The 24,354-nt window shown below is 46.3% G+C and carries 21 protein-coding genes; 14 read left to right on the top strand and 7 right to left on the bottom strand.

All coding sequences use genetic code 11. The annotated features are described in order from the left end of the window. Positions 1 to 71: 71 nt before the first annotated feature. Entirely contained in the window at positions 72 to 425 is a 354-nt protein-coding gene (locus tag QUA70_RS03395) for a transcriptional regulator (RefSeq protein WP_333324544.1), read from the bottom strand. Beyond that, a complete protein-coding gene (locus tag QUA70_RS03390) occupies positions 415 to 786 on the bottom strand; it encodes a type II toxin-antitoxin system RelE/ParE family toxin (protein WP_333324542.1) in 372 nt (123 codons plus the stop codon). The genes QUA70_RS03395 and QUA70_RS03390 overlap by 11 nt, the downstream gene beginning before the upstream one ends. A gap of 162 nt (positions 787 to 948) precedes the next feature. Here QUA70_RS03390 and QUA70_RS03385 point away from each other — a divergent pair, with 162 nt between their 5' ends. The 5 genes from QUA70_RS03385 to QUA70_RS03365 all read left to right on the top strand — a co-directional run bounded on the left by QUA70_RS03385 (position 949) and on the right by QUA70_RS03365 (position 5,795). Further along, a complete protein-coding gene (locus QUA70_RS03385) occupies positions 949 to 1,278 on the top strand; it encodes a hypothetical protein (RefSeq protein WP_333037185.1) in 330 nt (109 codons plus the stop codon). A 198-nt stretch (positions 1,279 to 1,476) separates the two neighbouring features. Continuing rightward, complete coding sequence (gene psbB, locus QUA70_RS03380; RefSeq protein WP_333324540.1) at positions 1,477 to 3,006, top strand: photosystem II chlorophyll-binding protein CP47; 1,530 nt, start codon at positions 1,477 to 1,479, stop codon at positions 3,004 to 3,006. 144 nt (positions 3,007 to 3,150) lie between these two features. Continuing rightward, a complete protein-coding gene (locus tag QUA70_RS03375) occupies positions 3,151 to 3,246 on the top strand; it encodes a photosystem II reaction center protein T (protein WP_006635641.1) in 96 nt (31 codons plus the stop codon). Positions 3,247 to 3,440: 194 nt separating this feature from the next. After that, entirely contained in the window at positions 3,441 to 3,998 is a 558-nt protein-coding gene (gene nrdR, locus QUA70_RS03370) for a transcriptional regulator NrdR (RefSeq protein ID WP_333324780.1), read from the top strand. Positions 3,999 to 4,637: 639 nt separating this feature from the next. Next, a complete protein-coding gene (locus tag QUA70_RS03365) occupies positions 4,638 to 5,795 on the top strand; it encodes a 30S ribosomal protein S1 (protein ID WP_333345003.1) in 1,158 nt (385 codons plus the stop codon). Positions 5,796 to 5,863: 68 nt separating this feature from the next. Here the strand turns inward: QUA70_RS03365 and QUA70_RS03360 are convergent, their stop codons facing one another. Further along, the gene (locus tag QUA70_RS03360) at positions 5,864 to 6,058 is read right to left on the bottom strand and encodes a hypothetical protein (protein ID WP_333345001.1); all 195 of its coding nucleotides are present in this window, start codon (positions 6,056 to 6,058) and stop codon (positions 5,864 to 5,866) included. Positions 6,059 to 6,179: 121 nt separating this feature from the next. Here QUA70_RS03360 and QUA70_RS03355 point away from each other — a divergent pair, with 121 nt between their 5' ends. The 3 genes from QUA70_RS03355 (at position 6,180) to QUA70_RS03345 (ending at position 13,082) form a co-directional block, all read left to right on the top strand. Continuing rightward, on the top strand, positions 6,180 to 7,589 hold the full coding sequence (locus QUA70_RS03355; RefSeq protein WP_333345000.1) for an adenylate/guanylate cyclase domain-containing protein: 1,410 nt from the start codon (positions 6,180 to 6,182) through the stop codon (positions 7,587 to 7,589). A 293-nt stretch (positions 7,590 to 7,882) separates the two neighbouring features. Continuing rightward, positions 7,883 to 12,100 carry a chemotaxis protein CheB gene (locus QUA70_RS03350; protein ID WP_333344998.1) on the top strand — a complete coding sequence of 1,406 codons (4,218 nt, stop codon included), beginning with the start codon at positions 7,883 to 7,885 and terminating at the stop codon, positions 12,098 to 12,100. A 241-nt stretch (positions 12,101 to 12,341) separates the two neighbouring features. Beyond that, positions 12,342 to 13,082, top strand: coding sequence for an HAD family hydrolase (locus tag QUA70_RS03345; protein ID WP_333344997.1), 741 nt, complete (start codon positions 12,342 to 12,344; stop codon positions 13,080 to 13,082). 46 nt (positions 13,083 to 13,128) lie between these two features. Here QUA70_RS03345 and QUA70_RS03340 read toward each other — a convergent pair whose 3' ends face one another. Beyond that, positions 13,129 to 13,620, bottom strand: coding sequence for an N-acetyltransferase family protein (locus QUA70_RS03340; RefSeq protein WP_333344994.1), 492 nt, complete (start codon positions 13,618 to 13,620; stop codon positions 13,129 to 13,131). Between the two features lie 46 nt (positions 13,621 to 13,666). Next, a complete protein-coding gene (tsaD, locus tag QUA70_RS03335; protein ID WP_333344992.1) occupies positions 13,667 to 14,740 on the bottom strand; it encodes a tRNA (adenosine(37)-N6)-threonylcarbamoyltransferase complex transferase subunit TsaD in 1,074 nt (357 codons plus the stop codon). Positions 14,741 to 15,070: 330 nt separating this feature from the next. On the opposite strand from tsaD, the gene QUA70_RS03330 reads away from it, so the two are divergent. The 5 genes from QUA70_RS03330 to QUA70_RS03310 all read left to right on the top strand — a co-directional run bounded on the left by QUA70_RS03330 (position 15,071) and on the right by QUA70_RS03310 (position 18,167). Further along, positions 15,071 to 15,559, top strand: a complete 489-nt coding sequence (locus tag QUA70_RS03330) for a Photosystem I reaction center subunit III (protein WP_333344991.1) — start codon at positions 15,071 to 15,073, stop codon at positions 15,557 to 15,559. A gap of 118 nt (positions 15,560 to 15,677) precedes the next feature. Beyond that, on the top strand, positions 15,678 to 15,806 hold the full coding sequence (psaJ, locus tag QUA70_RS03325; RefSeq protein WP_333037175.1) for a photosystem I reaction center subunit IX: 129 nt from the start codon (positions 15,678 to 15,680) through the stop codon (positions 15,804 to 15,806). A 237-nt stretch (positions 15,807 to 16,043) separates the two neighbouring features. Next, complete coding sequence (locus tag QUA70_RS03320) at positions 16,044 to 16,856, top strand: carbon-nitrogen hydrolase family protein (RefSeq protein WP_333344989.1); 813 nt, start codon at positions 16,044 to 16,046, stop codon at positions 16,854 to 16,856. 349 nt (positions 16,857 to 17,205) lie between these two features. After that, positions 17,206 to 17,724 carry an acetolactate synthase small subunit gene (ilvN, locus tag QUA70_RS03315; RefSeq protein ID WP_039887977.1) on the top strand — a complete coding sequence of 173 codons (519 nt, stop codon included), beginning with the start codon at positions 17,206 to 17,208 and terminating at the stop codon, positions 17,722 to 17,724. A gap of 77 nt (positions 17,725 to 17,801) precedes the next feature. Further along, entirely contained in the window at positions 17,802 to 18,167 is a 366-nt protein-coding gene (locus QUA70_RS03310; RefSeq protein ID WP_333344987.1) for a four helix bundle protein, read from the top strand. A 78-nt stretch (positions 18,168 to 18,245) separates the two neighbouring features. On the opposite strand, the gene QUA70_RS03305 is transcribed toward QUA70_RS03310, so the two are convergent. Continuing rightward, entirely contained in the window at positions 18,246 to 21,791 is a 3,546-nt protein-coding gene (locus QUA70_RS03305; RefSeq protein WP_333324522.1) for an EAL domain-containing protein, read from the bottom strand. 190 nt (positions 21,792 to 21,981) lie between these two features. Beyond that, positions 21,982 to 23,313 carry a transposase gene (locus QUA70_RS03300; RefSeq protein ID WP_333344985.1) on the bottom strand — a complete coding sequence of 444 codons (1,332 nt, stop codon included), beginning with the start codon at positions 23,311 to 23,313 and terminating at the stop codon, positions 21,982 to 21,984. On the opposite strand from QUA70_RS03300, the gene QUA70_RS03295 reads away from it, so the two are divergent. After that, positions 23,300 to 24,304: a zinc-dependent alcohol dehydrogenase family protein gene (locus QUA70_RS03295; RefSeq protein ID WP_333324776.1), complete on the top strand. Its 1,005-nt coding sequence runs from the start codon at positions 23,300 to 23,302 to the stop codon at positions 24,302 to 24,304. The two genes, QUA70_RS03300 and QUA70_RS03295, sit on opposite strands and share 14 nt — an antisense overlap. Positions 24,305 to 24,354 lie beyond the last annotated feature (50 nt).

The raw sequence follows: 24,354 nt of genomic DNA, 5'->3' as shown, positions 1-24,354 counted from the left end.
TTTAGATTTTAGATTTTAGATTTTAGATTGAAGAATAGACATCTGGCAAAATTAGGTTTTAGTTTCCTCAATTAAAACTCTTCCTCTCCATTAGTGTAGCTGCTTTCTTCAAACATCGATGTTAATCCAGTAATTTTTACGGGGGGTCGATCTTTGAATTCTACGACAAATGACAACTCCCCACCCATTGCCGCGATATAACTTTGCAAAGTAGATACCAACAAATCCGCACGGCGTTCTAGCCGCGAGACATTTTCTTGACGCATATTTAATAATTCTGCCATGCGAATCTGAGTAAATTTCCTTGCTTTTCGTAAGTCTTGCAATGTCATTTCTTCAGCCATTAATTCAACCGCTCGCTTTTCGACTATGGCTCGTTGTTCGGGAGGTAAATTCTCCATAATAGTCTTCAGGCTAATTGTCATCTGTTTCTGGCTCCATTAACTTATTCAAATGGTCGGCAAATCTACTATCTGCTATCTTAATTAGTTGCTTGTAAAATCGCTTCTCACTACTACCAGATTTGTCCCCAGCTACCAACAAAATCGCTTCTCTGCGGGGGTCAAATGCAAAAGCGACTCGCCAAACTCCACCAGCCGCCTGAAACCTAAGTTCTTTCATATTGGTGTAGCTAGAACCATTGAGAGTATCGACGTGAGGACGCTTGAGGTTAGAACCAAATTCTTGTAACAGTGTGAGTTTTGCTAAAAGCTCTAATCTGACATCAGTGGGGAATTCGGTAAACTCAGAGTAAAAATCAGATTGAAACTCAATGTTCCATGTCATTGGGAGCAATTATGCCTTACATAGCATATTATAGGCAATAGTCGATCGAATAACAATATTTATATGCACCCTTCGCGTCTTCGCGGTTCAATAATTCCGTAATTCCGTACAATTGCAGTTTTGCGTTATGTTAGACAAAAAAATCTCAACAAGCGTACACAAGTGAAATACTTCTTCTTATCCGACGGCTGGAAAGTTGGGCGCGTCTGGGGGGTAGGCGGCGAGTGGAGTCACGCCGCCTGGAGGCGGCCACCGGACATCCAACAGCTCAACCTCTGTCTTTCCGATCGCAACGAAAAAATGTGGCTCTACCGCGTAGAAGACGCCGTACTCATGGTAGAAGTCCAACCAGCAGTCCGTCCCGATCCCGCCGATCCCGCCAAAAATATCGGCAACGTCACCCTCACCAGACTGATCGATGCCGAGCAAGTCCTCGAACGCCTCGGGACGATCGCCGCGCGCTGCGAAATGGGCAACCCGCAACTAATGTAATGCCCAACATATTGCAATCGGTTCTAACACTCGATACACTTCTTTAAATAACTTTCATTTTTATGCCTCCACCTTTGAAGGTAGATGGCAGTCGGCAAAAGGCAGAGTTTAAACCCTGCAGGTAACTGCTGGGGATTCAGAATCTGATTTTTCCGTAAAAATAGACATCATCACTTACACCTTGGAGAACCGCAGTCAATGGGACTACCCTGGTATCGCGTACACACAGTCGTCTTAAATGACCCAGGCCGATTGATTTCTGTACACTTAATGCACACTGCCCTCGTGGCAGGTTGGGCCGGCTCAATGGCCCTTTATGAATTAGCAGTTTTTGACCCCACAGACCCAGTTCTGAACCCAATGTGGCGTCAAGGGATGTTCGTGTTGCCCTTCATGACTCGCTTGGGAGTTACGGGTTCTTGGGGCGGTTGGAGCATCACGGGCGAAGGTAATGTCGATCCGGGCTTCTGGTCCTTTGAAGGCGTGGCCGTCGCTCACATCATCCTTTCGGGCCTGCTGTTCTTAGCAGCAGTTTGGCACTGGGTATTTTGGGACTTAGAACTTTTCAGAGACCCTCGCACCGGTGAACCAGCCCTCGACTTGCCAAAAATGTTTGGCATTCACCTGTTCCTCTCCGGCTTGCTCTGCTTCGGCTTCGGTGCATTTCACCTTTCGGGACTTTTTGGCCCGGGAATGTGGGTGTCCGACCCCTACGGCCTGACCGGTCACGTCCAGCCAGTGGCGCCTGCTTGGGGCCCAGAAGGCTTTGACCCGTATAATCCGGGCGGCATCGTGGCTCACCACATTGCAGCGGGCGTAGTCGGCGTAATTGCCGGTTTGTTTCACTTGACAGTGCGGCCGCCGGAACGTCTTTACAAAGCCCTGCGGATGGGGAATATCGAAACTGTACTTTCTAGCAGTATCGCTGCCGTGTTCTTCGCAGCCTTTGTGGTTGCGGGTACGATGTGGTACGGTTCTGCTGCTACTCCGATCGAACTTTTTGGCCCGACTCGCTATCAGTGGGACAGCGGCTATTTCCAACAAGAAATCGATCGCAGAGCTCAAGCTACCTTGGCCGGGGGTCAAGGCTTCCAAGAAGCTTACGAACAAATTCCTGAAAAATTGGCTTTCTACGACTACGTGGGCAACTCTCCTGCTAAAGGCGGTTTGTTCCGGGCCGGCGCGATGGTCAATGGCGATGGTATTGCGAAAAGCTGGCTGGGTCATCCAGTATTTACTGACAGCGAAGGTCGGGTATTGTCGGTTCGCCGCCTCCCCAACTTCTTTGAAACTTTCCCAGTGATTTTGACGGACAAAGATGGGATCGTTCGCGCTGACATCCCCTTCCGCCGTGCTGAATCAAAATACAGCTTTGAACAAAGCGGAGTTACCGTCAGCTTCTACGGCGGCGAACTTAACGGTCAAACCTTTAATAATCCTCTAGATGTTAAGAAGTTTGCTCGCGCGGCTCAAAAAGGTGAAGTGTTTGAATTCGATCGTGAAACCTTGAATTCGGACGGCGTTTTCCGCACTTCGACTCGCGGTTGGTTCACTTTCGGACACGTTTGCTTTGCTTTGTTATTCTTCTTCGGCCATATCTGGCACGGTTCTCGGACTATTTTCCGCGACGTGTTTGCTGGAGTTGAGGCTGACCTGGAAGAACAAGTCGAGTGGGGCCTGTTCCAAAAGGTGGGCGACGTAACAACAAGAAGAGAAGAATCTCTCTAGATTTCGCCAGCCTCTGGGTAGGGGGGGAAACTTCCCCGCTACACAAAAACCCGGTTTCTTCAAGAAACCGGGTTTTTTTAGTTAATAATAAAACCAGTAATTAAGATAAAATAATACGGCAAGGGAAGATAGGGAAAATTTAACATGGAAAGTGTTGCTTACATTTTGATTCTGGCTTTAGCCATAGGCGTACTATTTTTTGCGATCGCCTTTCGGGAACCTCCCCGGATTGGCAAATAATTAGCTATACGCCTGCAGCACGTCCAAAATATCTTGAACCGGACTGCGGTTAGCCCGCATCATAGTGATCTAATTTGGTGCGGGACTATTTCACCGCTGTGTGCTAAGTGATTTTTCTAGTCCAGCCATTCATCAGACCCCAGGCGGTTAGATGAATGGCAATTTGCTGGCAATGCCTGTTAAAATCAGCAATCATGCGCTGTTCCTCCTGCCAACACACAAATAGCCGGGTTCTAGAATCGCGTTCAGCCGAATCAGGTCAAAGCATCCGTCGGCGGCGTGAGTGTTTGAGCTGCCAGCACCGCTTCACAACTTACGAACGTATAGAATTTGTCCCGATTACGGTGATCAAGCGGGACGGCAAGCGCGAATCTTTTGACAGGTCAAAATTAGTCAGGGGATTGATTCGGGCCTGCGAAAAAACCGGTTTGTCTTCCGGGCATCTCGAAACTCTGGCAGAAGAAATTGAGGCGCAACTCCAAGGTCGATCGCTCCGAGAAATCGCCAGTTCAGAAATAGGGGAACTGGTGCTGTTGCACCTGCGGCCGCTCAGCGAAGTCGCTTATGTCCGTTTTGCCTCAGTATATCGGCAATTTCGAGGCATCCGAGATTTTGTAGATACCCTAAATCACCTTCAGAATCCCCTCAACGAAGCTGAAGATACAGAAACTGCTCCAAATTTTGACGCAGATTTGCCAGATTCCGAAGCAGTCGATCGAGAAAGCCCCGCATCCTGCGCTAGTCCCAGCTAAGCTCGCTTAAATTAATTTAGAGAAATATTCTGGGAGATTGAAAACCGTGTCGCGAGGAAGGCCGGGAGGAATAGCGACTCAAGGGACTCTCATTCGAGCGAGTGTTCTTTTTTCTCAGTAAGAGTGCTGGGTGTGATATGATCGTCATCGGTCTAAAATAGAGTATAACTAGACAACGTAAAAACTTAACTGGATTAGTTGAGTGCGTAGTCACACCTAACGGTGTTGCAGTTTAGGAAAGCTCGCATTTGAACAAAACCTAACTAAAGATCGGTGACTAATTAAATACGGTAGGGCATACCGAAATTTACGCTTCTGGAGAAACCGACCTCTACTTAGACTGGAGTAATCCTGTCGCCAGCAAGTCGGCTCGTTGAATGAAGAATCTCAGTTTATTTATACCTGAGAGTGTCAAAATAGTCTACTTGACTCGGAATGTTAAGATTAAACGTTTTAACACAGAGTATGGAGTAACAGTAATGGCAAGCGCTGGTGTGCAGTTGCACCCGGCAAAAGTTAGCGAAAACTGACTTTAGTAAAAGATTTGGAAAAAAGTTAATCGCTTTTTCACCAAAATCTCTAATATCTGCCGGCACAAACGAAAAACATGAAGGAGAGAAATCCTAGGAAACTATTCGCATGGTCAATCTCAAAACCACAGTCAAAGACATCGGCTTTACTCACGAAGATTTTGCAGCCCTACTTGATAAATATGACTATCACTTTAGCCCGGGCGATGTAGTAGCGGGTACAGTTTTTAGTATAGAACCCAGGGGCGCTCTGATTGATATCGGTGCTAAAACAGCAGCGTACATTCCCATTCAGGAAATGTCGATCAATCGAGTCGAAAGCCCTGAAGAGGTATTGCAATCAAACGAAACCAGAGAATTTTTCATTCTAACCGATGAAAATGAAGACGGACAATTAACCCTGTCCATCCGGCGCATCGAGTATATGCGGGCGTGGGAAAGAGTGCGACAACTGCAAGCAGAAGATGCCACAGTACGATCGCAAGTATTTGCCACCAACCGCGGCGGCGCACTCGTGAGAATAGAAGGCTTGCGAGGCTTTATTCCCGGTTCTCATATAAGCACCCGCAAACCGAAGGAAGAATTAGTCGCCGAAGAATTACCATTAAAATTCTTAGAGGTAGACGAAGACCGCAACCGCCTAGTGTTGAGTCATCGTCGCGCCTTAGTTGAGCGCAAGATGAACCGCCTCGAAGTCGGGGAAGTGGTCATCGGTACAGTACGCGGTATCAAGCCTTACGGTGCCTTTATCGACATCGGCGGCGTCAGCGGCTTGCTGCACATCTCGGAAATTTCACACGATCACATCGATACGCCTCATAGCGTCTTCAATGTCAACGACGAAGTGAAAGTGATGATCATTGACTTGGATGCCGAGAGGGGCCGGATTTCTCTCTCCACTAAGCAATTGGAACCGGAACCGGGCGCGATGGTCAAAAATCGCGAATTGGTGTACGAAAAAGCTGAGGAAATGGCAGCTAAGTTCCGTGAGAAAATGCTGGCTCAAAAGCAAGCTAAAGCAGGCATGGACATTCCTGTAGACTCAACTGATGTTGATGATGAACTCTCCGACGAAATACTCGAAGACGTACCCTCAGCAATGGAAGAGGATCTGCCGGAAGTAGCACCGGAAGTAGCACCCGAAGCAGCACCCGAAGCAGCACCCGAAGCAGCACCCGAAGCAGCACCCGAAGCAGCACCCGAAGCAGCACCCGAAGCAGTATTAGATGTAGTAGAGGAAGAAATCCCTCCTGCGACGGAAGAATAACATCGCAGTTAGTGTGTGATTAAAAGAGGGAAAATTCCCTCTTTTTTTTTTGAGTTAGTTATTAGTCATTAGTCGCTGCTGGGTGGTTGAGAATTCCCAATTCCCAATTCCCAATTCCCAATTCCCAATTCCCAATTACCGAGATTTAAGAGATTTCTGTAGACCGATGCAGCGATCGCACTTTGAATTGATGCAAGTTGCAGATCCCTCTGCCTAAAGAAACATCGCCTTTTGCGTGCTAATTTGTTAAGATTTACAAACATCAGGGACATCCGCACAAGTGCAAGCTCATCAGAATTCTCAGGCAAGAACAAACCAGGCGCGCAAATCACACAACATAATCGTTATATATTTCTTGCCCTGACGCTCCAAGGCAAGCGCAAAATGAACAGCGAACTTTTGAAAGAACAATTTGAACAGCTTAAAAAACGTTCCAATTCTAGCAAAGGAACGATCGACCAAATCGAAAACTGGTTAATCGGTTCCCACATTTTGCAGAGATTGCGGATTAACCCTTACTACCTAGCAGGCGATACAGTCAAGAATATTAAAAGAATTACTTCGGAATTTCTGCACGGAGTCAAAGCCGGTGTCTTCGACTTGCACTGGGATATTCACTGCCCCCACTGCAACATGATTACAGACGAATTCAAGGATTTGGCAGACACATCAGAAATGTCTTTTTGCCCGATGTGCGATCGCGAGTTTAAAATTGATTTGCTCGATCGCGTCGAAGTTACTTTTTCCCTGAACAAAAAAATCGAAGACCCGCAACTGCGGCCCGTCTGCGCTCCCCCTCCCGTACTCCAGAGCAAACTGCAACTGGTAACGCCTTTATACTGCACCGAATCCGAAACTGTCACCTTAGAAAACGGTCGATATCGCTACTGCTGTCCCCTCACTTTAGCTAAAGGGATTTTAAAGGTTGAAGGCGCAGAAACAGAAGGCATACAAGAAATTCAACTCAAACAGTTAGCCGGCCCAGATTTTGACAAACAAGAGCTAGTCGTGCGTCCCGGAAAAGTTAAGATAGAACTAACTAATACCGATCACAATTTGTCCGGGCTGATTTTGCATTCAGATGAATTGCCAGATGAATTGACATTAGAACAATTGCCCCTGCGGCTGTCAGGAATGCAACTGCTTCATCACCCGGATTATAAGCGTTTGTTCGGCGATCGAGTAATATCGGAAAGAGAGCGAGTCAAGATTCGGGCGATTACTATTATGTTTACTGATATTACCGGTTCTACTAGAATGTACGAAACGCTGGGAGATACTAAAGCTTACAATATTGTGCGCGATCATTTTGAAATTTTCTTTGAGTTTATCGAGAAATTTGGCGGTAAAGTCATTAAAACCATCGGCGATGCCGTCATGGCTTCCTTTATCAGCAACGAACAAGCCATTATGGCTGCCGCTGGTGCTGTAGCCTGTTTGAAAGAGTATAACTCCACTCGCCAACAACAAGAGTGGATTCAAGTCAGAATTGGCATTCACCGAGGTACGGCTTTGCTGGTAAATCTTAATAATTCGATCGACTATTTTGGCTCTACAGTCAACAAAGCCGCCCGCATTCAAAATCTTTCTAAAAGTGACGAAGTTTCGTTTTCTGAAGATGTTTACAGCGACCCAGCATTCTTAACAGCATTAAAAGCTGCTGGAGTCTCAGAAATTCAAAAACGAGTAGAAGATTTAAAAGGAATACAAGGCGCACAAGTCGCTTATACTGCTAGAATTAATACGGAATCAGTAATCGCGCTGTCTGCTACACTGATCCCTCTAAAAAGCTAAATAGGTAAACAAATATACCTGGTTATTGCTAGCTTCTCCTTGCGATCGCCCCAACAGCAGATAGAGTTTTCAGAGGGCGCTCATCTAATAGCTTCAAAGCTACAGCTCTTCCTTAAGCTACTTGCGTTCTGGTTGCACGTTAAGCTTTAATAAAAATAGTCAAAATTACTTAGCAACACGCTACTTGCGTGCTGGTGGCAAGTTAAGTTTTAATAAAAATAGTCAAAATTACTTAGCCACACGCTTACCAGATGTGTTTGCTGCTACATAACTGAAGTCGAGGACTTCACATCATGACTTCTGCTCAATCATCTCCCGAAAATACACCCGAATCGATCGCACCAGCCGCCCTCGACAGCCAACACTTAACCGAAACGGATGCCCCCTTTCCCATTGTTGGGATTGCCGCCTCAGCAGGAGGGTTGGAAGCATTCACGGGGTTACTGAGCCATTTACCGAGCGATACGGGTATGGCGTTTGTGCTGATTCAGCATTTAGCCCCCGATCACAAAAGTCTGCTGAGCGAGATTCTCGCGAGAACGACGGAAATGCCTGTTAATGAGGTAGAAGACGGCGTAGCCGTAGAGCCCAATCAAGTCTACGTTATTCCGCCCAACACCAAGATGGTGCTATCTAAAGGCGTCCTGCAACTCTCACCCCGCGAGAAGGTTTATGGCAAATATATGCCGGGAGATGCGTTTTTTACCTCATTGGCGATCGATCGCGGGCACAAAGCAATCGCCGTAGTTTTATCCGGGGGAGACGGAGACGGTTCACTGGGGCTCAAGGCAATCAAAGCAGCCGGAGGCATGACTTTTGCTCAATGTCAAGACACAGCAAAATTCGATAGTATGCCGAATACCGCTGTTGCTACAGGCAATGTCGATTTCGTTCTGCCACCGGAAAAAATTGCCGAGGAACTGGGAAACTATAGTCGCAGTCCGCTTCTGACTGGCCCGCTTCCCCTGACAAAACTTGAGGAATCGCCCGAACAGGGAGATGCCCTGGCAAATATTTTTGCGCTGCTGAAATCGACCACAGGCGTTGATTTTAGCCACTACAAACCCACCACGATCGCTCGACGCATCCAGCGGCGGATGGTGTTGTACAAGTTGGAAAGCTTGGATGATTACGCCCAACATCTTCGAGACAATTCGGCTGAAGTCACAGCTTTGTATGAAGAAATCCTGATCCACGTTACCAGTTTCTTCCGCGACCCCGAAGCCTTTGAAAAGTTAAAAGAACTGGTTTTCCCCACGATTACCCAAAATAAATCGGCCGAAACTCCGATTCGGATTTGGGTGGCGGGATGTTCGACAGGTGAAGAAGTTTATTCGATCGCGATTTGCTTGTTAGAGTTTTTGAGCGATCAAGTCATCCAGCCACCGATCCAGATTTTTGCCACGGACATTGGCGAACAGGCAATTGGCAAAGCGAGGTCTGGCGTCTACTCAGAAAACCAGATGGTAGATGTTTCACCAGAACGACGTACTCGCTTCTTTATTGCCCAAGAAGGAGGTAGCTATAGAATCAGCAAGGCAGTCCGCGAACTGTGTGTATTTGCCCGACAAGACTTAGGCAGCGACCCGCCTTTTTCCAATCTCGATTTAGTTAGCTGTCGCAATGTGCTGATCTACTTGGGAGAGTCATTGCAAAAAAAAGTGATGCCTATTTTTCATTACAGTCTTAACCCAAATGGCTTTCTCTTGTTAGGCACTTCTGAGAGCACCGGAAAATTCTCATACTTGTTTACTTCAGTAGATAAAAAGTCTAAAATTTATGCCAAAAAGTTGACGGCGAGTCGTCCCACTTTTTCGTTTACGCCGAGTTCCTATCCCGTCGCTAAAGCACGTGAAGGGCAGGGAGTGAAGGAAAATTTGACAAATAGCTTTGATTTACAGCGAGAAACAGACCAACTGATTTTGAATCGCTATGCCCTAGCCGGTGTGGTTGTCAACGAGATCATGAACATCCTGCAAGTGCGGGGAGACATCAATCCTTACTTGAGACTGGCCTTCGGAACGGCCGACTTAAACTTGCTAACAATGGCAAGGGAAGGCTTGCTAGTTGAGCTTCGCACCGCCATTTATCAGGCACAAACGGAGAACGTGACGGTTAGGAAAGAAGGGGTATCGGTTTTTGAATCGGGCGGACGATCGACTATCGTCAATTTTGAGGTGATTCCGTTCCAGCCACAGGCGGTCGAAGGACGCTACTTTTTGGTGGTATTTGAAGAGGCTTCATCCCCGGTGCTTAACTTTAGCACTCTCCCTTGTGAAAGCTTCGAGCAAGCTGATTTAGTGCGCGAAATTGAGTTGCTGAGGCAGGCACTTGCAACCGCTTACCACGACAAAACTGCGGTTCAAGCGCAACTGCAAGCGGTGATCCAGGAACAGGAAAATCTCAACCAAGACATCAAAATTGCCAACGAAGAAATCCTATCGAGCAACGAGGAGTTGCAAAGCACCAACGAAGAGTTAGAAACTGCCAAAGAAGAGATTCAAGCCACTAACGAGGAGCTCACTACCACTAACGATGAACTTCGCAGCCGAAATATTGAACAAAGCCTGGTGAATAACGATGTGATAAATTTGCTTTCCAGTATCAATATCCCTATCTTAATGCTGACAAACGATTTACAGATTCGACGCTTTACGCCAACGGCACAGCAAATTTTTAGTGTGATTCCCACAGATGTTGGACGACCTTTTAGCGACATCCGCTCAAGTCTGAACGTTCCCGACTTGGAACAGATGATTTTGGAGGTGATGGATACTCTCCACACGAAAGAACAAGAAGTTCAAACTTTATCGGGATATTGGTACAACCTCCGCATTCGTCCTTACCGGACAACGGAAAATCAGATTGACGGTGTGGTGATGGTTTTGCTCGATATTGATGCTCTTAAAGGCAGTGCCAGAACCTTGGAGGATGCCCGAAATTATGCTGAAACCATTGTGGAAACTGTGCAAACGCCTTTAGTCGTCCTAGATGCTCATTTCCGAGTGAATAAAGCAAATAGATCGTTCTATACAACGTTTCAGGTTTCATCGTCAGAAACAGCAAAATATTCGCTGTTTGAGCTAGGCAACGGGCAGTGGAATATTCCCCAATTACGATCGATATTGGAAGATATTCTGGTTAGTAATGTTCAGCTTCAAAACTTTGAGTTGGATCACCTGTTTGAGCAGATCGGGTTCAAAACAATGCTGCTGAATGCCTGTAAACTTGAACGAGAAGACCAAGCTTTAATGATTCTGTTGTCGATCGAGGATATCACAGATCGCAAGCAGTTTGAGACAGAGCGAGCGCAGTTATTGCAGCAGGAACAGTTGGCCCGCCAACAGGCAGAAACCGCTAACCGTGCTAAAGATGAATTTCTCGCGAATCTCTCCCACGAACTCCGCAATCCCCTGACTCCGATCCTGGGATGGGCACAAATCCTGCGCTCCGGCCAGCTTAAGGAAGCAGCCGCTAATCGCGCTCTAGAGGTGATCGAGCGCAGCGCGAGGACGCAATCTCAGTTAATCGAAGATATCCTGGATATTTCTCGGATTACCAACGGCAAGCTGGCTCTTAATATCAATTTGATCGATCTGGAGGTGGTGGTGCGAGCTGCGATTGATGTGGTTCAATTATCAGCCTCCGCAAAAAATATTCAAATTGTTTCGGAGTTGAGTGGTGCGACTGTTTTAGGTGATTTTGCTCGCTTGCAGCAAGTTATGTGGAATCTTTTGTCTAATGCCATTAAGTTTACTCCTGAGGGGGGACGAGTGGAAGTCACGCTGGCAGCGATCGAGAATCACGCTCAACTTCGAGTTAGCGACACGGGAAAAGGCATTGGGGCAGCATTTTTGCCGTATATTTTCGATCGTTTCCATCAAGGTGATTCCAGCAGCACTAAGACTAATCAAGGGCTGGGATTGGGTTTATCGATCGTGCGTCATCTGGTAGAATTGCACGGAGGAAGGGTGCAAGCGGATAGTTTGGGTGAGGAACAAGGAACTACAATGACTCTGAGATTGCCGTTGCGATCTTTGCCTGTCGAGTTGAAATCGCCGCTCAATTTAAAGTCAAATGTTTTGGTAGGGCCTTTAAACGCCTCAAAGGATATCGTGCCCTCTCTCGAAGGCTTGCACATCTTAGTTGTGGACGATCGGATCGATACCCGGGATCTCTTAGAATTTGTACTCAAAAGCTACGGGGCTGAGGTTTTGACAGTTGCATCTGCCAGAGGTGCGCTCGATGCTTTGACTGAGAATCTCGGCAAATATGACGTGCTAGTCTCCGATATCGGAATGCCAGAGGAAGATGGGTATTTCTTAATTCGAGAAGTGCGATCTCTTGCTGCGGAAGCCGGAGGAGAAATCCCCGCCGCTGCACTGACTGCTTATGTGAGCGATAAAGAACGGCAAAGGGCGATCGAAGCTGGTTTTCAAGCGCATATTGCCAAGCCTGTCCAGCCAGTTCAACTAGCATTAACGGTTGCCAGTTTAGTAGGACGAGTTTAGTTGATTGATTTGAGGGACACAACAAGGTTGTGCGCTACTTTTGTAGGAACACAACAAGATTCATCTCCAGAAAAGCCTGTTTTGAACAGGCAAGATGCCGGTTCCACAATGATTATTGGAGATGTCTAATGTTGGAGCATGATTTTGTAGGAACACAACGATTGCGGGCAATTAAGAATTGCCAAACATAGCGCAATATGGGAAGATAGAAAAAAATATAAATATTACGGAGTTCAGATTCTTGGTAACTATTAAATGTCGGGGCATTACCTTCTCGAATATCCAAGCCGTAATCTTTGACAAAGACGGCACTCTAGAGGATTCTCAAGAATTTTTGAGATTGTTGGGGATTAAGCGATCGCGCCTCGCAGACGCTCAAATTCCGGGGGTTGGAGAGCCTTTACAAATGGCTTTCGGCATCGAAGGTGGCAGCATCGACCCCACAGGCTTGCTAGCAGTCGGTAGTCGTAGGGAAAATGAGATTGTGGCGGCGGGATACATCGCCGAAACCGGCAGGGGATGGCTGGAATCTTTAACTATTGCGCGCCGCGCTTTTGATGAAGCTGACGAAATGTTTAAAAATAGTGCTGTGTCTCCTTTATTTGTCGGCAGTTGGGAAGTGCTGAAATATCTTTCGGAAGCGGGTTTAAAACTGGGTATTCTTTCGGCTGCTACAACAGAATCGGTGCAAAAATTTGTGAAACATCACGCATTAGCCGAGTGGATTCAGTTAGAAATGGGAGTTGATTCAACGGTTCATAAACCCGATCCGAAATTGTTTTTGCAAGCTTGTGAGAAACTCGGAGTAAATCCCGCAGCAACTTTGATGGTGGGAGATTCAGCGGGCGATATTCAGATGGGTAAAAATGCGGGCGCGGCTGGCTGTATCGGGATTTGTTGGGGAAAGGCCGAGGTTAGTCATTTGGAAAATGCTGATGTGGCGATCGCATCTTTGGATGAAATTACAATTTTAGCAGATTGAGCAAACATCACATCAATTCCGGTAGCCCCGGAATTGATATCAGTTCCTACAGACAACGCAAACCCAGAATTACGACATCTCTTTCAACGCCGTCAAGTTCGGCAACTTGTGGCAGATATCCCCACCGCTGAAAGCCCAATTTCTCAAACAACCTTACACTCGGCTGATTGTGAGCAAAAATTATGCCTATGAGAGTTTTAAGGTTCAATTCTGGACTGTGGACAATTGCCGATTGCAATAATTTTTGTCCGATTCCGCAGCGTTGGCGATCGGGTGCGACGTAGATGCTAACTTCTGCTGTATGCTGATAGGCAGCGCGCCCGTAGAAAATCTGAAAACTCAGCCAGCCAACAATATTTTGTTCTGATTCCATTACCCAAATCGGCCAGGAATTGGGGGAGTGTGCTCTGTACCACGGAAGGCGGCTTTCGACTGAGACTGGTTTTAAATCTGCTGTGGCCATTCTGCCGGGTATTGCTGCGTTATATATTTCGACAATTGCTGGCAAATCGCTTTCTACTGCGTCGCGGATTTTCATCGTTTGGTGGACTGTTGACTGTTGACTGTTGACTAATGACTAATGACTAATGACTCTTGTACAGTTCCATAATATCGCTGACAGCCATTCTTGAATTTGCTCCCAAAGTCAGCGGTGATGTGTGTCCTCGCTGCAAGTGTTCTGCCGCCGCACAGCCGATCATTGCTGCGTTGTCGGTACAATATTTTAACGGGGGAAACAATACTCGCAAGTTGTTTTTGGCTGCTGCTGCTTGTAAATGTTTTCGCAGTCCGCTGTTTGCTGCAACTCCGCCGCCGACTACAATAGTGCTAAGCCCGAAATTTACGGCGCAGTCGATCGCTCTTTTTGTTAAACTCTTAGCTACTGTTTCCTGAAAGCTGGCCGCAATATCATTAATTGTAGAGGCAGGCAAAATGCCTTCGGCACCCACATTGTTATTTTGTTTTTTGAGTTTCTGCACTAATTGCAAAACAGCAGTTTTCAACCCGCTAAAACTACTGTCGTAAGGATGGTAGCCACCACCAGGCAAGGAAATTCGGCCTTCTGGTAGAGGGTATGCTTGGGGATTGCCAAGGGCGGCCAATTTGTCAATCAGCGGCCCGCCGGGATATCCTAGCTGCAAAAGTCTCGCAACTTTATCAAAAGCTTCACCCGCGGCGTCGTCGCGTGTTTGTCCTACAGTTTCATAAACGCCGCAATCTTTGACGTAAATAAAGCTAGTATGTCCCCCGGAAACTAACAAACACAAAAACGGTGGCTGCAAATCGGGTTCGGTAAGGTAAGAAGCGTAGATGTGCCCTTCGAGGTGGTGGACGCCTAAAAAAGGCTTTTGATGGACTATTGCCAAGCTTTTCGCCGCTGTCAGCCCGACTAACAATGCACCTACTAAACCGGGGGCACAAGTCGCTGCAATTCCGTCAATTTCTGACCAACTGAGGTTTGCTTCACCGAGACACTGGGCAATTACCTGATTGAGCATTTCTAGGTGACTCCGCGAAGCCACTTCCGGTACTACCCCACCAAACTGCTCGTGGATTTTAATTTGCGATGCTACAACATTGCTGCAAACTTGACGATTCTTAACAATTGCTGCTGCTGTTTCGTCACAACTTGTTTCGATTGCGAAAATGGTTGCCATTAACTGGTAATTTTATTTGATAGGTTAGTTATTGCTAGCTTAACTAATTCGGCGCAAGTCCCCCGCTCTACCTGTACTCAGGTTATTGTTAAGGGATATTTGCCCGATCGACAGGTAAGACCATCATCGGATGCAATGAAGGAATATCCTCGCGGTATTGCTAGCTCAGCATTGACCTATGAAAACGGGAATCCCTCATTCTATTGGGCTTTGCCGCATCAATGATGGATACTTTACACTGTCAACAAACACGATCATCTGGATTCCAGATCGGCAAGTTGAAATGCTTGTACAAAAACTTATTGTTTTGTAACAAAAGGAAACAATTCCATGCGACGATTGTTTGCTGCAATTTTAGTGTTGAGTGTCTGGATCAGTTTTGCTCCAGTTGCTTCGGCTTACAATTTAGTGCCGTGCAAGGACTCTCCCGAATTCAAGGAACTGGCTAAAAATGCACGTTCTACCAATGGCGACCCCGCATCTGCGAAAGCAAGATTCGAGCGCTATTCTCAAGCTATGTGCGGCCCGGAAGGATACCCGCACTTAATCGTAGACGGTAACTTGAGCAAAGCAGGGGACTTTTTGATTCCTAGCATACTGTTCTTGTATATGGCAGGTTGGATTGGTTGGGTCGGCCGTTCTTATCTGCAAGTTACCAAAAAATCAGCAACACCAGAGGAAAAAGAGATTATTATCGACGTTCCTTTGGCAATCAAATGTATGCTGAGCGGCGTTTTATGGCCTCTGGCAGCTCTCACATCCATCACCAGCGGTGAAATGTTTGCGAAGGACGACGAAATTACGGTTTCCCCCCGCTAAAATTGGGAAATGGAGAAGAGCTAATAGCTAACAGTTAAGTAATTAACTAGAAATTAGCAATTAGCGCGCTTATTGATCGGCAATTACCAACTGTCTCGAATTTTCAGGAGCAGAATTCATGCAATACTTCGTCAAGTTTCTTTCGACAGCACCAGTATTGGCTATCCTTTGGATATCTATTCAAGCTGCGGCTTTAATTGAATTTAACCGCTTTTTCCCCGACCTGCTTTTCCATCCAATGCCTTAAGATTTGAGGGAAATTAGGTTGCAAAACCTAGCAGGTAAAAGTTGAGAGTTTTGATTTTTGAATTATGAGTTACAGGTTAATTTAAAACTCAAATATCAAAACTCTCAAACCATACCAGTTCATGCTAGACAGCGCATAAATGGGTAAAATCCAAGGATATCAACTATTTAGTTATCAAATTAGTTCCCAATGACTAATGGCTAATGACTAATGACTAATGACTAATATTGTGAATCGATGAAGTCTTATCTCGCCGCAGCAATTCAAATGACTAGCTTGCCTGACCTGCAAAAAAATTTGGTTCAGGCAGAGGAATTAATCGACCTGGCAGTGCGTCGGGGTGCGGAGTTAGTTTCCTTACCAGAAAATTTCTCGTTTATGGGAGAAGAGGAGGAAAAAATTGCTTTTTCAGAGGAGATCGGGCTCCTGAGCGAAAAATTCCTCAAAACGATGGCCCAGCGGTTCCAGGTAACGATTCTGGGCGGCGGGTTTCCCGTGCCGACGGAGGGGGGGAAGGTATACAATACCTCTTTGCTGGTAGACCCAAACGGCACTGAAGTGGCAAGGTACAGAAAAGTACATTTGTTCGATGTGGATGTTCCCGACGGCATTACTTACAGGGAATCGAACACTGTGAAAGCTGGTGAAGATTTGCCACCGGTTTATGTGTCGCCGGAGTTGGGGACGCTGGGACTTTCGGTGTGCTATGACGTGCGGTTCCCGGAAGTGTACAGGCATTTGTCGTACAAGGGGGCTGATATTTTGTTCGTGCCGGCGGCGTTTACTGCTTACACTGGCAAGGATCACTGGAAGGTTTTGTTGCAAGCTAGGGCGATCGAGAATACTTGTTATATGATTGCCCCTGCACAAACTGGCCGCCACTACGGCCGCCGTCAAACTCACGGTCACGCGATGATTATAGACCCTTGGGGTGTGGTTTTGGCTGATGCTGGAGAGGAACCGGGTGTGGCGATCGCAGAAATTAATCCCGATCGACTAGAACAAGTCCGCCGCCAAATGCCGTCGCTGCAACACCGGGTTTTTATTTGAAGGAAGTTTGAGATCCAATGGGTCTCAAACTTTCAGTCCCCGTCAGCGACAAGACCTGAAAAATTTTTATTCGCTCAAGTAATTGTGTACGTTCGTACACAAAAAACTTAGATGGTGTGGGTGCGATCGACAACAATAAGCGGGTGGGGGCGGATTTACGCTGATCTATGAGTGATATTGTCGATCGGACGTGACTCTGGCCCCGACAGCTTCATATATTGTTTTTTCCCGGAGATGAACGGCCAATAACTCGCGATAAAATGTCTAAGGCAGGTTCAATGGGCGTGCACTTCTGCTTAAAGGCGAATTGGCGAAAGTAGAATTGCACGAAATGCGTCTTTTTGGAGAAATGAAACACACTCTTTCGGTTTTAGTTGAAGATGAAGCGGGTGTCCTCACTCGAATTGCTGGTTTGTTTGCCCGTCGGGGTTTTAATATTGAAAGTCTGGCCGTTGGCCCGGCGGAACAAGGGGGAGTGTCTCGGATTACGATGGTTGTACCGGGAGATGACCAAATTATCGAGCAATTGACAAAGCAACTGTACAAGTTGATTAACGTGCTTAAAGTTCAGGATATAACGGAAATTCCCTGTGTGGAACGGGAGTTGATGTTGCTGAAAGTTAATGCAGCTAGCGGGACGCGATCGGAGATAATTGAGTTAGCTCAAATTTTTAGAGCGCGAGTTGTGGATATTGGTGATGATACGCTGACATTGGAAGTTGTCGGAGATCCCGGTAAAATGGTGGCGATCGTCCAGGTTCTGAATAGATTTGGGATTAAGGAAATTGCTCGTACGGGGAAAATTGCCCTGACGCGGGAGTCGGGGGTAAATACTGAGTTTCTCAAGTCTTTGGAAGCGAAACTTTAAGGAAGTTGACGGTTGACGGTTGACGGTTGACTGTTGACTGTTGACTGTTGGCTGTTGACTATGTTAAAGGAGCTAAGATGGAAAGCTTCCAACAGCTAAGAGTTTATCAATTAGCTGAAAAAATATCAAATGAAATATGGTTTATTGTTAAAAAATGGGACGACTTTGCGAAGGATACGATGGGCAAACAAATAGTGCGATCGGCTGATAGTGTTGGTGCTAATATTGCAGAAGGACATGGACGCTATAGCTGCCAAGATAATCAGCGTTTTGTTAAAATTGCCAGAGGCTCCTTAAACGAAACAAGACACTGGTTAAGACTTGACGGAGCTCGAAATCTTTTAACTCAAGAACAGAGCGATCGCCTGCATCCCTTATTAAATGAACTTTCACCCAAACTAAATGCTTATCTTAACTCACTAAAACAAAAACCCAAAGGTTAACAGTCAACAGCCAACCGTCAACAGTCAACCGTCAACAGTCAACAGCCAACAGTCAACCGTCAACCGTCAACAGTAAAATTACCATTTAGGTTGACTTTCTATCAAAAGTGTGGCTGCGATGCTGTCTATCGGCTTTGAGAAAAAGTAGCCTTGTCCGTATTCGCATTGCAGTGCTCTGAGTAAATTAAGCTGTTCACTGGTTTCGATTCCTTCCGCAATTACATCCATGCCTAAATGACTGGCTAAAATTAAAATAGTCTGTACAATCGCTTCGTTGCCTTCATCTTCAGTCATGCGGCTGACAAAAGCTCGATCGATTTTTAAAGCATCAGTTGGAAAAGTGTGCAGGCGACTCAAAGAAGAATATCCAGTGCCGAAATCGTCAATATATAATTGAATTTCTAATTTTTTCAATTCCGCGAGGATAGCGACTGCTGATTCGGCATTTTCCATGATGACTCCTTCAGTAATTTCTAACTTTAAAGTACGCGGGTCAAGCTGAGTTTCTTGTAAAATTTCGCGAATGCGATCGATTAAATCCGGTTGTTTAAATTGTTGATTAGAAAGGTTGACGCTGACAGTCAACGGCGGATTTGCTGGGAATTTGTGGTGCCACTCGTGGATCTGATGACAAGCCGATCGCATCATCCACCAGCCCATAGGTATAATCAATCTAGTTTCTTCAGCTACTAAAATAAACTCGCCGGGAGATACGACACCCCGCTGCGGGTGATACCACCGTATCAGCGCTTCAAAACCGCTGATTTTACCAGTAACTAGAGAGACGATAGGCTGATAGTAAAGCTGAAATTCCTGGGAGTCTAAAGCGCGTCGCAGGTCGTTTTCGAGTTGCAAAAGGGCGACGGCGCGAGTGTGCATACTTAAGTCAAAAACTTCGTGGCGAGCTTTGCCCAATCCCTTAGCATGATACATGGCAGCATCTGCATCTCGGAGCAGTTCTTCAGGCCGATCGTACAATACGGACAACGGGACATTGGGAACAGGAGAGTCGGAAGATAAGCAAGACAAAGAATTTTCCCGATCGATATTTCCCAGATTTTCGGGACTCGACAGTTTGCTGGTTTCCCTTGGATACGAAGGTAAACCAGAACAAACAATCCCAATGCTAGCACTGGTAAAAACTTGATATTCGTTAAGGTAAAAAGGCTCTGCCAGTTCCGCTTGCACTCGTTCCGCAATCTGGATCGCATCCTCAGTGCTTTTGATATTTTCCAACAAAATAGCGAATTCGTCGCCACCGAGACGTGCAACGGTATCTCCAGCGCGCAAACAGATTCCCAGGCGCTGCGCGATCGCGATCAGCAACCTATCGCCCACTAAATGCCCCAAACTGTCGTTAACAACCTTAAAGCGATCAAGATCGATAAACAGCACCGCAAACAAAATCTCGGGGCGGCGTTTTGAAAGATCGATCGCGTGTCCCAAGCGATCCATAAATAAAGATCGGTTGGGCAAACCAGTTAGCATATCGTGCAAAGCATCGTGTACTAACTTATCTTCGGCTATTTTGCGGAGGGTGATATCCTCGACAGTGCCTTCGTAGTAAAGTAAATTTCCGTCAGGGTCGCGAACTGCCCGGCCGTTCTCGGAAACCCAGATAGTAGTGCCGTCAGCGCGGTAAACTTGGGACTCGAACTCAGACACAAAACCGTGTTTTTCGATCGCGCGCAAAAACTCGACGCGGCGCTTGGGATCGAGGTAAAGTTGGCGGTCTATGTCTTGGATATTCGCGATCAATTCGGCTGCCGACTCGTAGCCGTAAATTCTCGCCAAAGCAGGGTTAGCGCTGAGGTAGCGCCCGTCAGGCGTTATCTGGAAAATGCCTTCGATCGCATTTTCAAAGATACTGCGGTATTTCTCTTCGGCCTGTTGCAGGGCGAATTCTGCCTGCTTGCGATCTGTGATATCGGTCAACGTGCCGAGATAGCCTAGAACTTCACCACTTTTGGTCATTTCTGGCACTGCTTGCGAAAAGACCCAGGTGGTGAAGTCACCGTTGCAAAAACGGTACTCTAAGTTACAGGGCAACTTATCTGTGACAGCGCGATACCACTGGCTCAAAACACGCTCGCGGTCTTCGGGATGCAAACTTTGCGCCCAACCTTCGCCTAGTGCCTTAGGCACAGTCAGTCCCGCCATCTCCAAAAATCGCTCATTGACGTACAAGCACTCTCCAGTAGCGTCGGCGCGGAAAATCCCGACCGGCAGTATTTTTGCCAAGGTGTAATAGCGGTATTCGCTTTCTAGCAGCGCGCTGGCTGCTACTTTAGTCTCTGTGATGTCAAACATTGCGCCTTGAAGGATGACAGACTTGCTTGCTTGATCGCGAACTGCGGTCGCTTGATCGCGGAACCAGACGACTCGGCCGTTGCGGGCGATCGCGCGGTATTCTGAAACCAGCGACCCCTCGCAGAAGATATCTTCTCCATCGGTGAATTTCTGTGTAGCGTTTTCAACTAACACGCGGTCACGGTCTTCTGGGTGAACGAGTTTCAGCCACAGGTCGGGATCGGCTCTCCATTCAGCTACAGAATAACCTAGAAAAGTCTCGATTTGCGGGCTGATGTAAAGTTTGGCAGCCGTGCGGTTGAGGGGAGAAATGTAGGTGACAGCCGGCATTTGTTCTACCAGAGCGCAGTATTTCGCTTCTACAGTGGACAGTGCTGCTTCTAGGCGCTGCCGCTCTAATTCGGCGGCTGCCCGTCCCGCAAAGATGCTGAGAATTAATCGGAATTTGGCAAGATGTGCTTCCACCAGAGGTCGATCGTGGAAAATACAAATAATGCCTAAAGGTTCGCCGTAAGAGTTTTTCAGCAAGACTCCCAGGAAACTGCGCGCACCTGTAACTACCGGTCTGCGGTCTTCTGGAAAGGTTTCCCAGAGGTTGTCGGGACAGGAATACATTCCCGCCTCCAGCACCCGCGCTTCGGGAGTATTGGCGGTGTCACACTCAAAGTTTGGCTGCTGCTGTCCGTCGCTCCAAAAACTGATAAGTTGCAATCTATCGGCAGCAGCATCGCTGCGTGCCTTCGACTTAATCGATTTGGCAGCGACGGCGGTGCGAACTCCGAGTGCTGAGGCTAAGTGGCAAACTAAGGCATCAAAGAATTCTGCTCCCCCCGGCGAATCAGTACCTGCTAGGATTTCGCCCAACAAATCTTCCTCTAATTGCGCGAAACCATTAACTTTGGGAGGATTCTCGGCATTTGGGCGATCAAGATTTTCCCCCATCGAATCCGAAATGCTCAGACTTAGGGTTTTGCAGGTTCGAGGCCCCACAAGATGCGAAGAATTCACAGTTAGGCACTGTTGCTTGGCGAAGAATACAGCGCGGCCCATACCTAAAACTTTATCCAAGAAGCTGTTAGTTGCCGGCCACTGATGTGAGTTCGGGAAAATCAAAAAGTTTTTCCGCATTTTCAATCCCGCGGATAAATCCTCGGCCTTTAATTCTCCCAACTGCCGTTGCTCGTGGGCTAGCGGTAGACTAGATAGCCTTCGGTGCCGCTTGAGATAAATCGCGGACACCAAGCCTAAAGTCGCCGATAATCCCAGAAGATATGCAAGAATCTCAAAGTAAAAAAATAAATCTAGATCGAACATCGATTAGCACCGCTCGACAATTGTTGTAGTTATCTGAAGCCAATCTATTTAAAAATAACTAAGTATCGTCACGGATGGGTAACGAATACAAGGTTAGAGCGCCGTGAAGGCGACAAGAGAGTTAACAGTTCACAAAAAACCGGGCCATACTTGAGATTACCAAACTTTATGTTGGTCTTTTCGTACAGGATCAACCCGTACAGGTGAAACTAAAAACACATATATACGGTTGTAGCACTCCTCTAAGAGAAGTTAAGGGTGAGTTTACGTTTACTTTTGTAAGCATATTTAACGCTGCATTCACATCAGCATTAATCCTACTTTCATTGAAAGACCGAAACCACTCACATTTACCTTTATTACCCTGGTAAGACTCTTGCTTACCGACAGGCTCTAAATCCAAAAAACTGCACTTATTTGTATAAGATGCTTGTGTAACTATTACCTTGATACCGACTAACTCAGCTTTGTAAGTAATAAATTTGACGAGCTGGGTATAAGGAACCACCACAAAACTCTGATGCTTTTTTTCTAATTTTATCTTTTGTTCACCCCTCACACTTGTGCCAATAATTAACTGGATTGTTTTATCATCCACCAACCGCTTGACAATCAAACTGCTGGTTTGATGAAAGTAGTTTTCTAATCGCTTGTTTCGCTTCAAGGTGATTTGCTGGATTTGGCGCGTGGTATATTTTCCCTTGTCAAGTTTTGACAGTAAAAATGCTCGGCGCTTATTGAAACGCTGATTGATTGATTTGAGATGTTTTTTATCATAGATAGTTGGAGTAAATGTTGGCTTATTGGATGCCAAAGCTACGAGCCGATCAATCCCTAAATCTATACCTGTTCGGAGGTGGTAATTTAAATCCACCAACCTTACAGGCTTTTGATTTGCAGCCTCAACAAAGTAGATCGCTGTTGCAAAACGTCTCCTTACCTGGATGACATTTTGGGCTTTTGTAGAAATTATTATGTCATTTTGAAATAAATGAAGTAGTCCATTGTTTTTTTTACCTACCCTTTTTTCTATGGATTGGTTATTATGACTTAATAATTGACTTCCCCAGATTTTATGTTTGTATTGGGGGAGGTTCGGGAAGAATGAAAATAAACGTAGATCTCGATCATAAGCTATTCTTGATTTTGGGCAACACTCCCCATCACAAACAACTTGTTTGAGAACTAAATTGCTAACTTTAGTAGGTAATGATTGAGAGAACTCTATAGGTTGTACGATGGTAGATAAGTGTTTGAACATTCTATTGCCACCAACTTTAGATCCAGAATTAAAAAAGTGTTTACTCATATAATATTGACCACGATCGTAGAGATTTATGGACAGAAACGATAACTCCTCAAACTGTTTATAAAACTGCCGCTGCCGAGCTACGTAAGGCCTTTTACCAACAATCATAAACTTTGGGATAAACAAAAAGTTTTTTGTTGCTTTGCTAAGCAATATACAATAAAGTCTAGGGATTATCTGATCTAGTGTAACACCCATGATGAAAGCGATCATTTTTCAAACCCCCGGAAGCCCATCCGTATTGAAACTGCAAGATATCCCCGCGCCTACTATACAAACAGAAACTGAAGTTTTGGTAAGGTTGCGAGCGGCGGGGATTAATCCGATAGATACTAAGTTGCGATCGCGCGGCACTTTTTACCCCGAGAAAACTCCTCACGTTTTGGGGTGCGACGGTGCTGGAGTCGTAGAGGCTGTCGGTGATGGTGTGCAAAGTTACCAAGTGGGAGACGAAGTTTTTTTCTGCAATGGCGGTTTGGGCGGGTCGATCGGTACTTATGCTGAGTTTGCCGTTGTAGACGAACGCTTTCTCGCCCTCAAGCCTGCTGCTTTAAGTTTTGCTGAGGCGGCGGCGGCACCGTTAGTTTTAATTACAGCTTGGGAATCGCTGTACGATCGAGGGCGCTTGCAAGCCGGCCAAAAAGTGCTGGTTCAAGCTGGTGCCGGCGGTGTCGGCCACGTCGCGGTACAGTTAGCGAAGTTGCAGGGTGCAGAGGTTTGCACGACTGTTAGTTCTGAGGAAAAAGCCAATTTTGTCAAGCACCTAGGTGCAGATTCAGTTATTTTATACAAAAATACCAATGTTGTCGATGAGGTTTTGACTTGGACTCAAGGACAAGGAGTTGATTTGGCTTTCGATACAGTTGGGGGAGAAACTTTTTACCAAACTATTCCGGCTGTGAAGATTTATGGAGATTTGGTAACAATTTTGGAACCCGATCCGGCTTTGGGCAACTTGAAAACAGCGAGAATGCGGAATCTGAGAATTAGTCTGGAATTAATGTTAACACCGATGCTGGAAGGTTTGGTGGAGGAACAGGAACAGCAGGCTCACATTTTGCAGAAGTGTGCTCGTTTGTGCGATCGCAACTTGCTAAAAATTCACGTCAGCAAAACTTTCCCTCTCGAAGAAGCGCGAGCCGCTCACGAACTGTTAGAAACAGGCTCAGTAACTGGTAAAATAGTGCTTGAAATTGGGGTTTAAAAATGCGGCTGGTTAAAATTGCGGGTTGAAGAATCGCAGCCGATTAAGAA

It is taken from the genome of Microcoleus sp. LAD1_D5 (assembly GCF_036702115.1).
Taxonomy (GTDB): domain Bacteria; phylum Cyanobacteriota; class Cyanobacteriia; order Cyanobacteriales; family Microcoleaceae; genus Microcoleus.
This window is presented reverse-complemented; position numbering and strand designations above follow the sequence as displayed.

What these genes read in the sequence shown, in the direction of transcription:
- QUA70_RS03395 (WP_333324544.1), bottom strand. Translation starts at nt 425, where the DNA reads ATGACAATTAGCCTGAAGACTATTATGGAGAATTTACCTCCCGAACAA.
- QUA70_RS03390 (WP_333324542.1), bottom strand. Translation starts at nt 786, where the DNA reads ATGACATGGAACATTGAGTTTCAATCTGATTTTTACTCTGAGTTTACC.
- psbB (WP_333324540.1), top strand. Translation starts at nt 1,477, where the DNA reads ATGGGACTACCCTGGTATCGCGTACACACAGTCGTCTTAAATGACCCA.
- QUA70_RS03375 (WP_006635641.1), top strand. Translation starts at nt 3,151, where the DNA reads ATGGAAAGTGTTGCTTACATTTTGATTCTGGCTTTAGCCATAGGCGTA.
- nrdR (WP_333324780.1), top strand. Translation starts at nt 3,441, where the DNA reads ATGCGCTGTTCCTCCTGCCAACACACAAATAGCCGGGTTCTAGAATCG.
- QUA70_RS03365 (WP_333345003.1), top strand. Translation starts at nt 4,638, where the DNA reads ATGGTCAATCTCAAAACCACAGTCAAAGACATCGGCTTTACTCACGAA.
- QUA70_RS03360 (WP_333345001.1), bottom strand. Translation starts at nt 6,058, where the DNA reads ATGTTTGTAAATCTTAACAAATTAGCACGCAAAAGGCGATGTTTCTTT.
- QUA70_RS03355 (WP_333345000.1), top strand. Translation starts at nt 6,180, where the DNA reads ATGAACAGCGAACTTTTGAAAGAACAATTTGAACAGCTTAAAAAACGT.
- QUA70_RS03350 (WP_333344998.1), top strand. Translation starts at nt 7,883, where the DNA reads ATGACTTCTGCTCAATCATCTCCCGAAAATACACCCGAATCGATCGCA.
- QUA70_RS03340 (WP_333344994.1), bottom strand. Translation starts at nt 13,620, where the DNA reads ATGAAAATCCGCGACGCAGTAGAAAGCGATTTGCCAGCAATTGTCGAA.
- tsaD (WP_333344992.1), bottom strand. Translation starts at nt 14,740, where the DNA reads ATGGCAACCATTTTCGCAATCGAAACAAGTTGTGACGAAACAGCAGCA.
- QUA70_RS03330 (WP_333344991.1), top strand. Translation starts at nt 15,071, where the DNA reads ATGCGACGATTGTTTGCTGCAATTTTAGTGTTGAGTGTCTGGATCAGT.
- psaJ (WP_333037175.1), top strand. Translation starts at nt 15,678, where the DNA reads ATGCAATACTTCGTCAAGTTTCTTTCGACAGCACCAGTATTGGCTATC.
- QUA70_RS03320 (WP_333344989.1), top strand. Translation starts at nt 16,044, where the DNA reads ATGAAGTCTTATCTCGCCGCAGCAATTCAAATGACTAGCTTGCCTGAC.
- ilvN (WP_039887977.1), top strand. Translation starts at nt 17,206, where the DNA reads ATGAAACACACTCTTTCGGTTTTAGTTGAAGATGAAGCGGGTGTCCTC.
- QUA70_RS03310 (WP_333344987.1), top strand. Translation starts at nt 17,802, where the DNA reads ATGGAAAGCTTCCAACAGCTAAGAGTTTATCAATTAGCTGAAAAAATA.
- QUA70_RS03305 (WP_333324522.1), bottom strand. Translation starts at nt 21,791, where the DNA reads ATGTTCGATCTAGATTTATTTTTTTACTTTGAGATTCTTGCATATCTT.
- QUA70_RS03295 (WP_333324776.1), top strand. Translation starts at nt 23,300, where the DNA reads ATGAAAGCGATCATTTTTCAAACCCCCGGAAGCCCATCCGTATTGAAA.
- QUA70_RS03300 (WP_333344985.1), bottom strand. Translation starts at nt 23,313, where the DNA reads ATGATCGCTTTCATCATGGGTGTTACACTAGATCAGATAATCCCTAGA.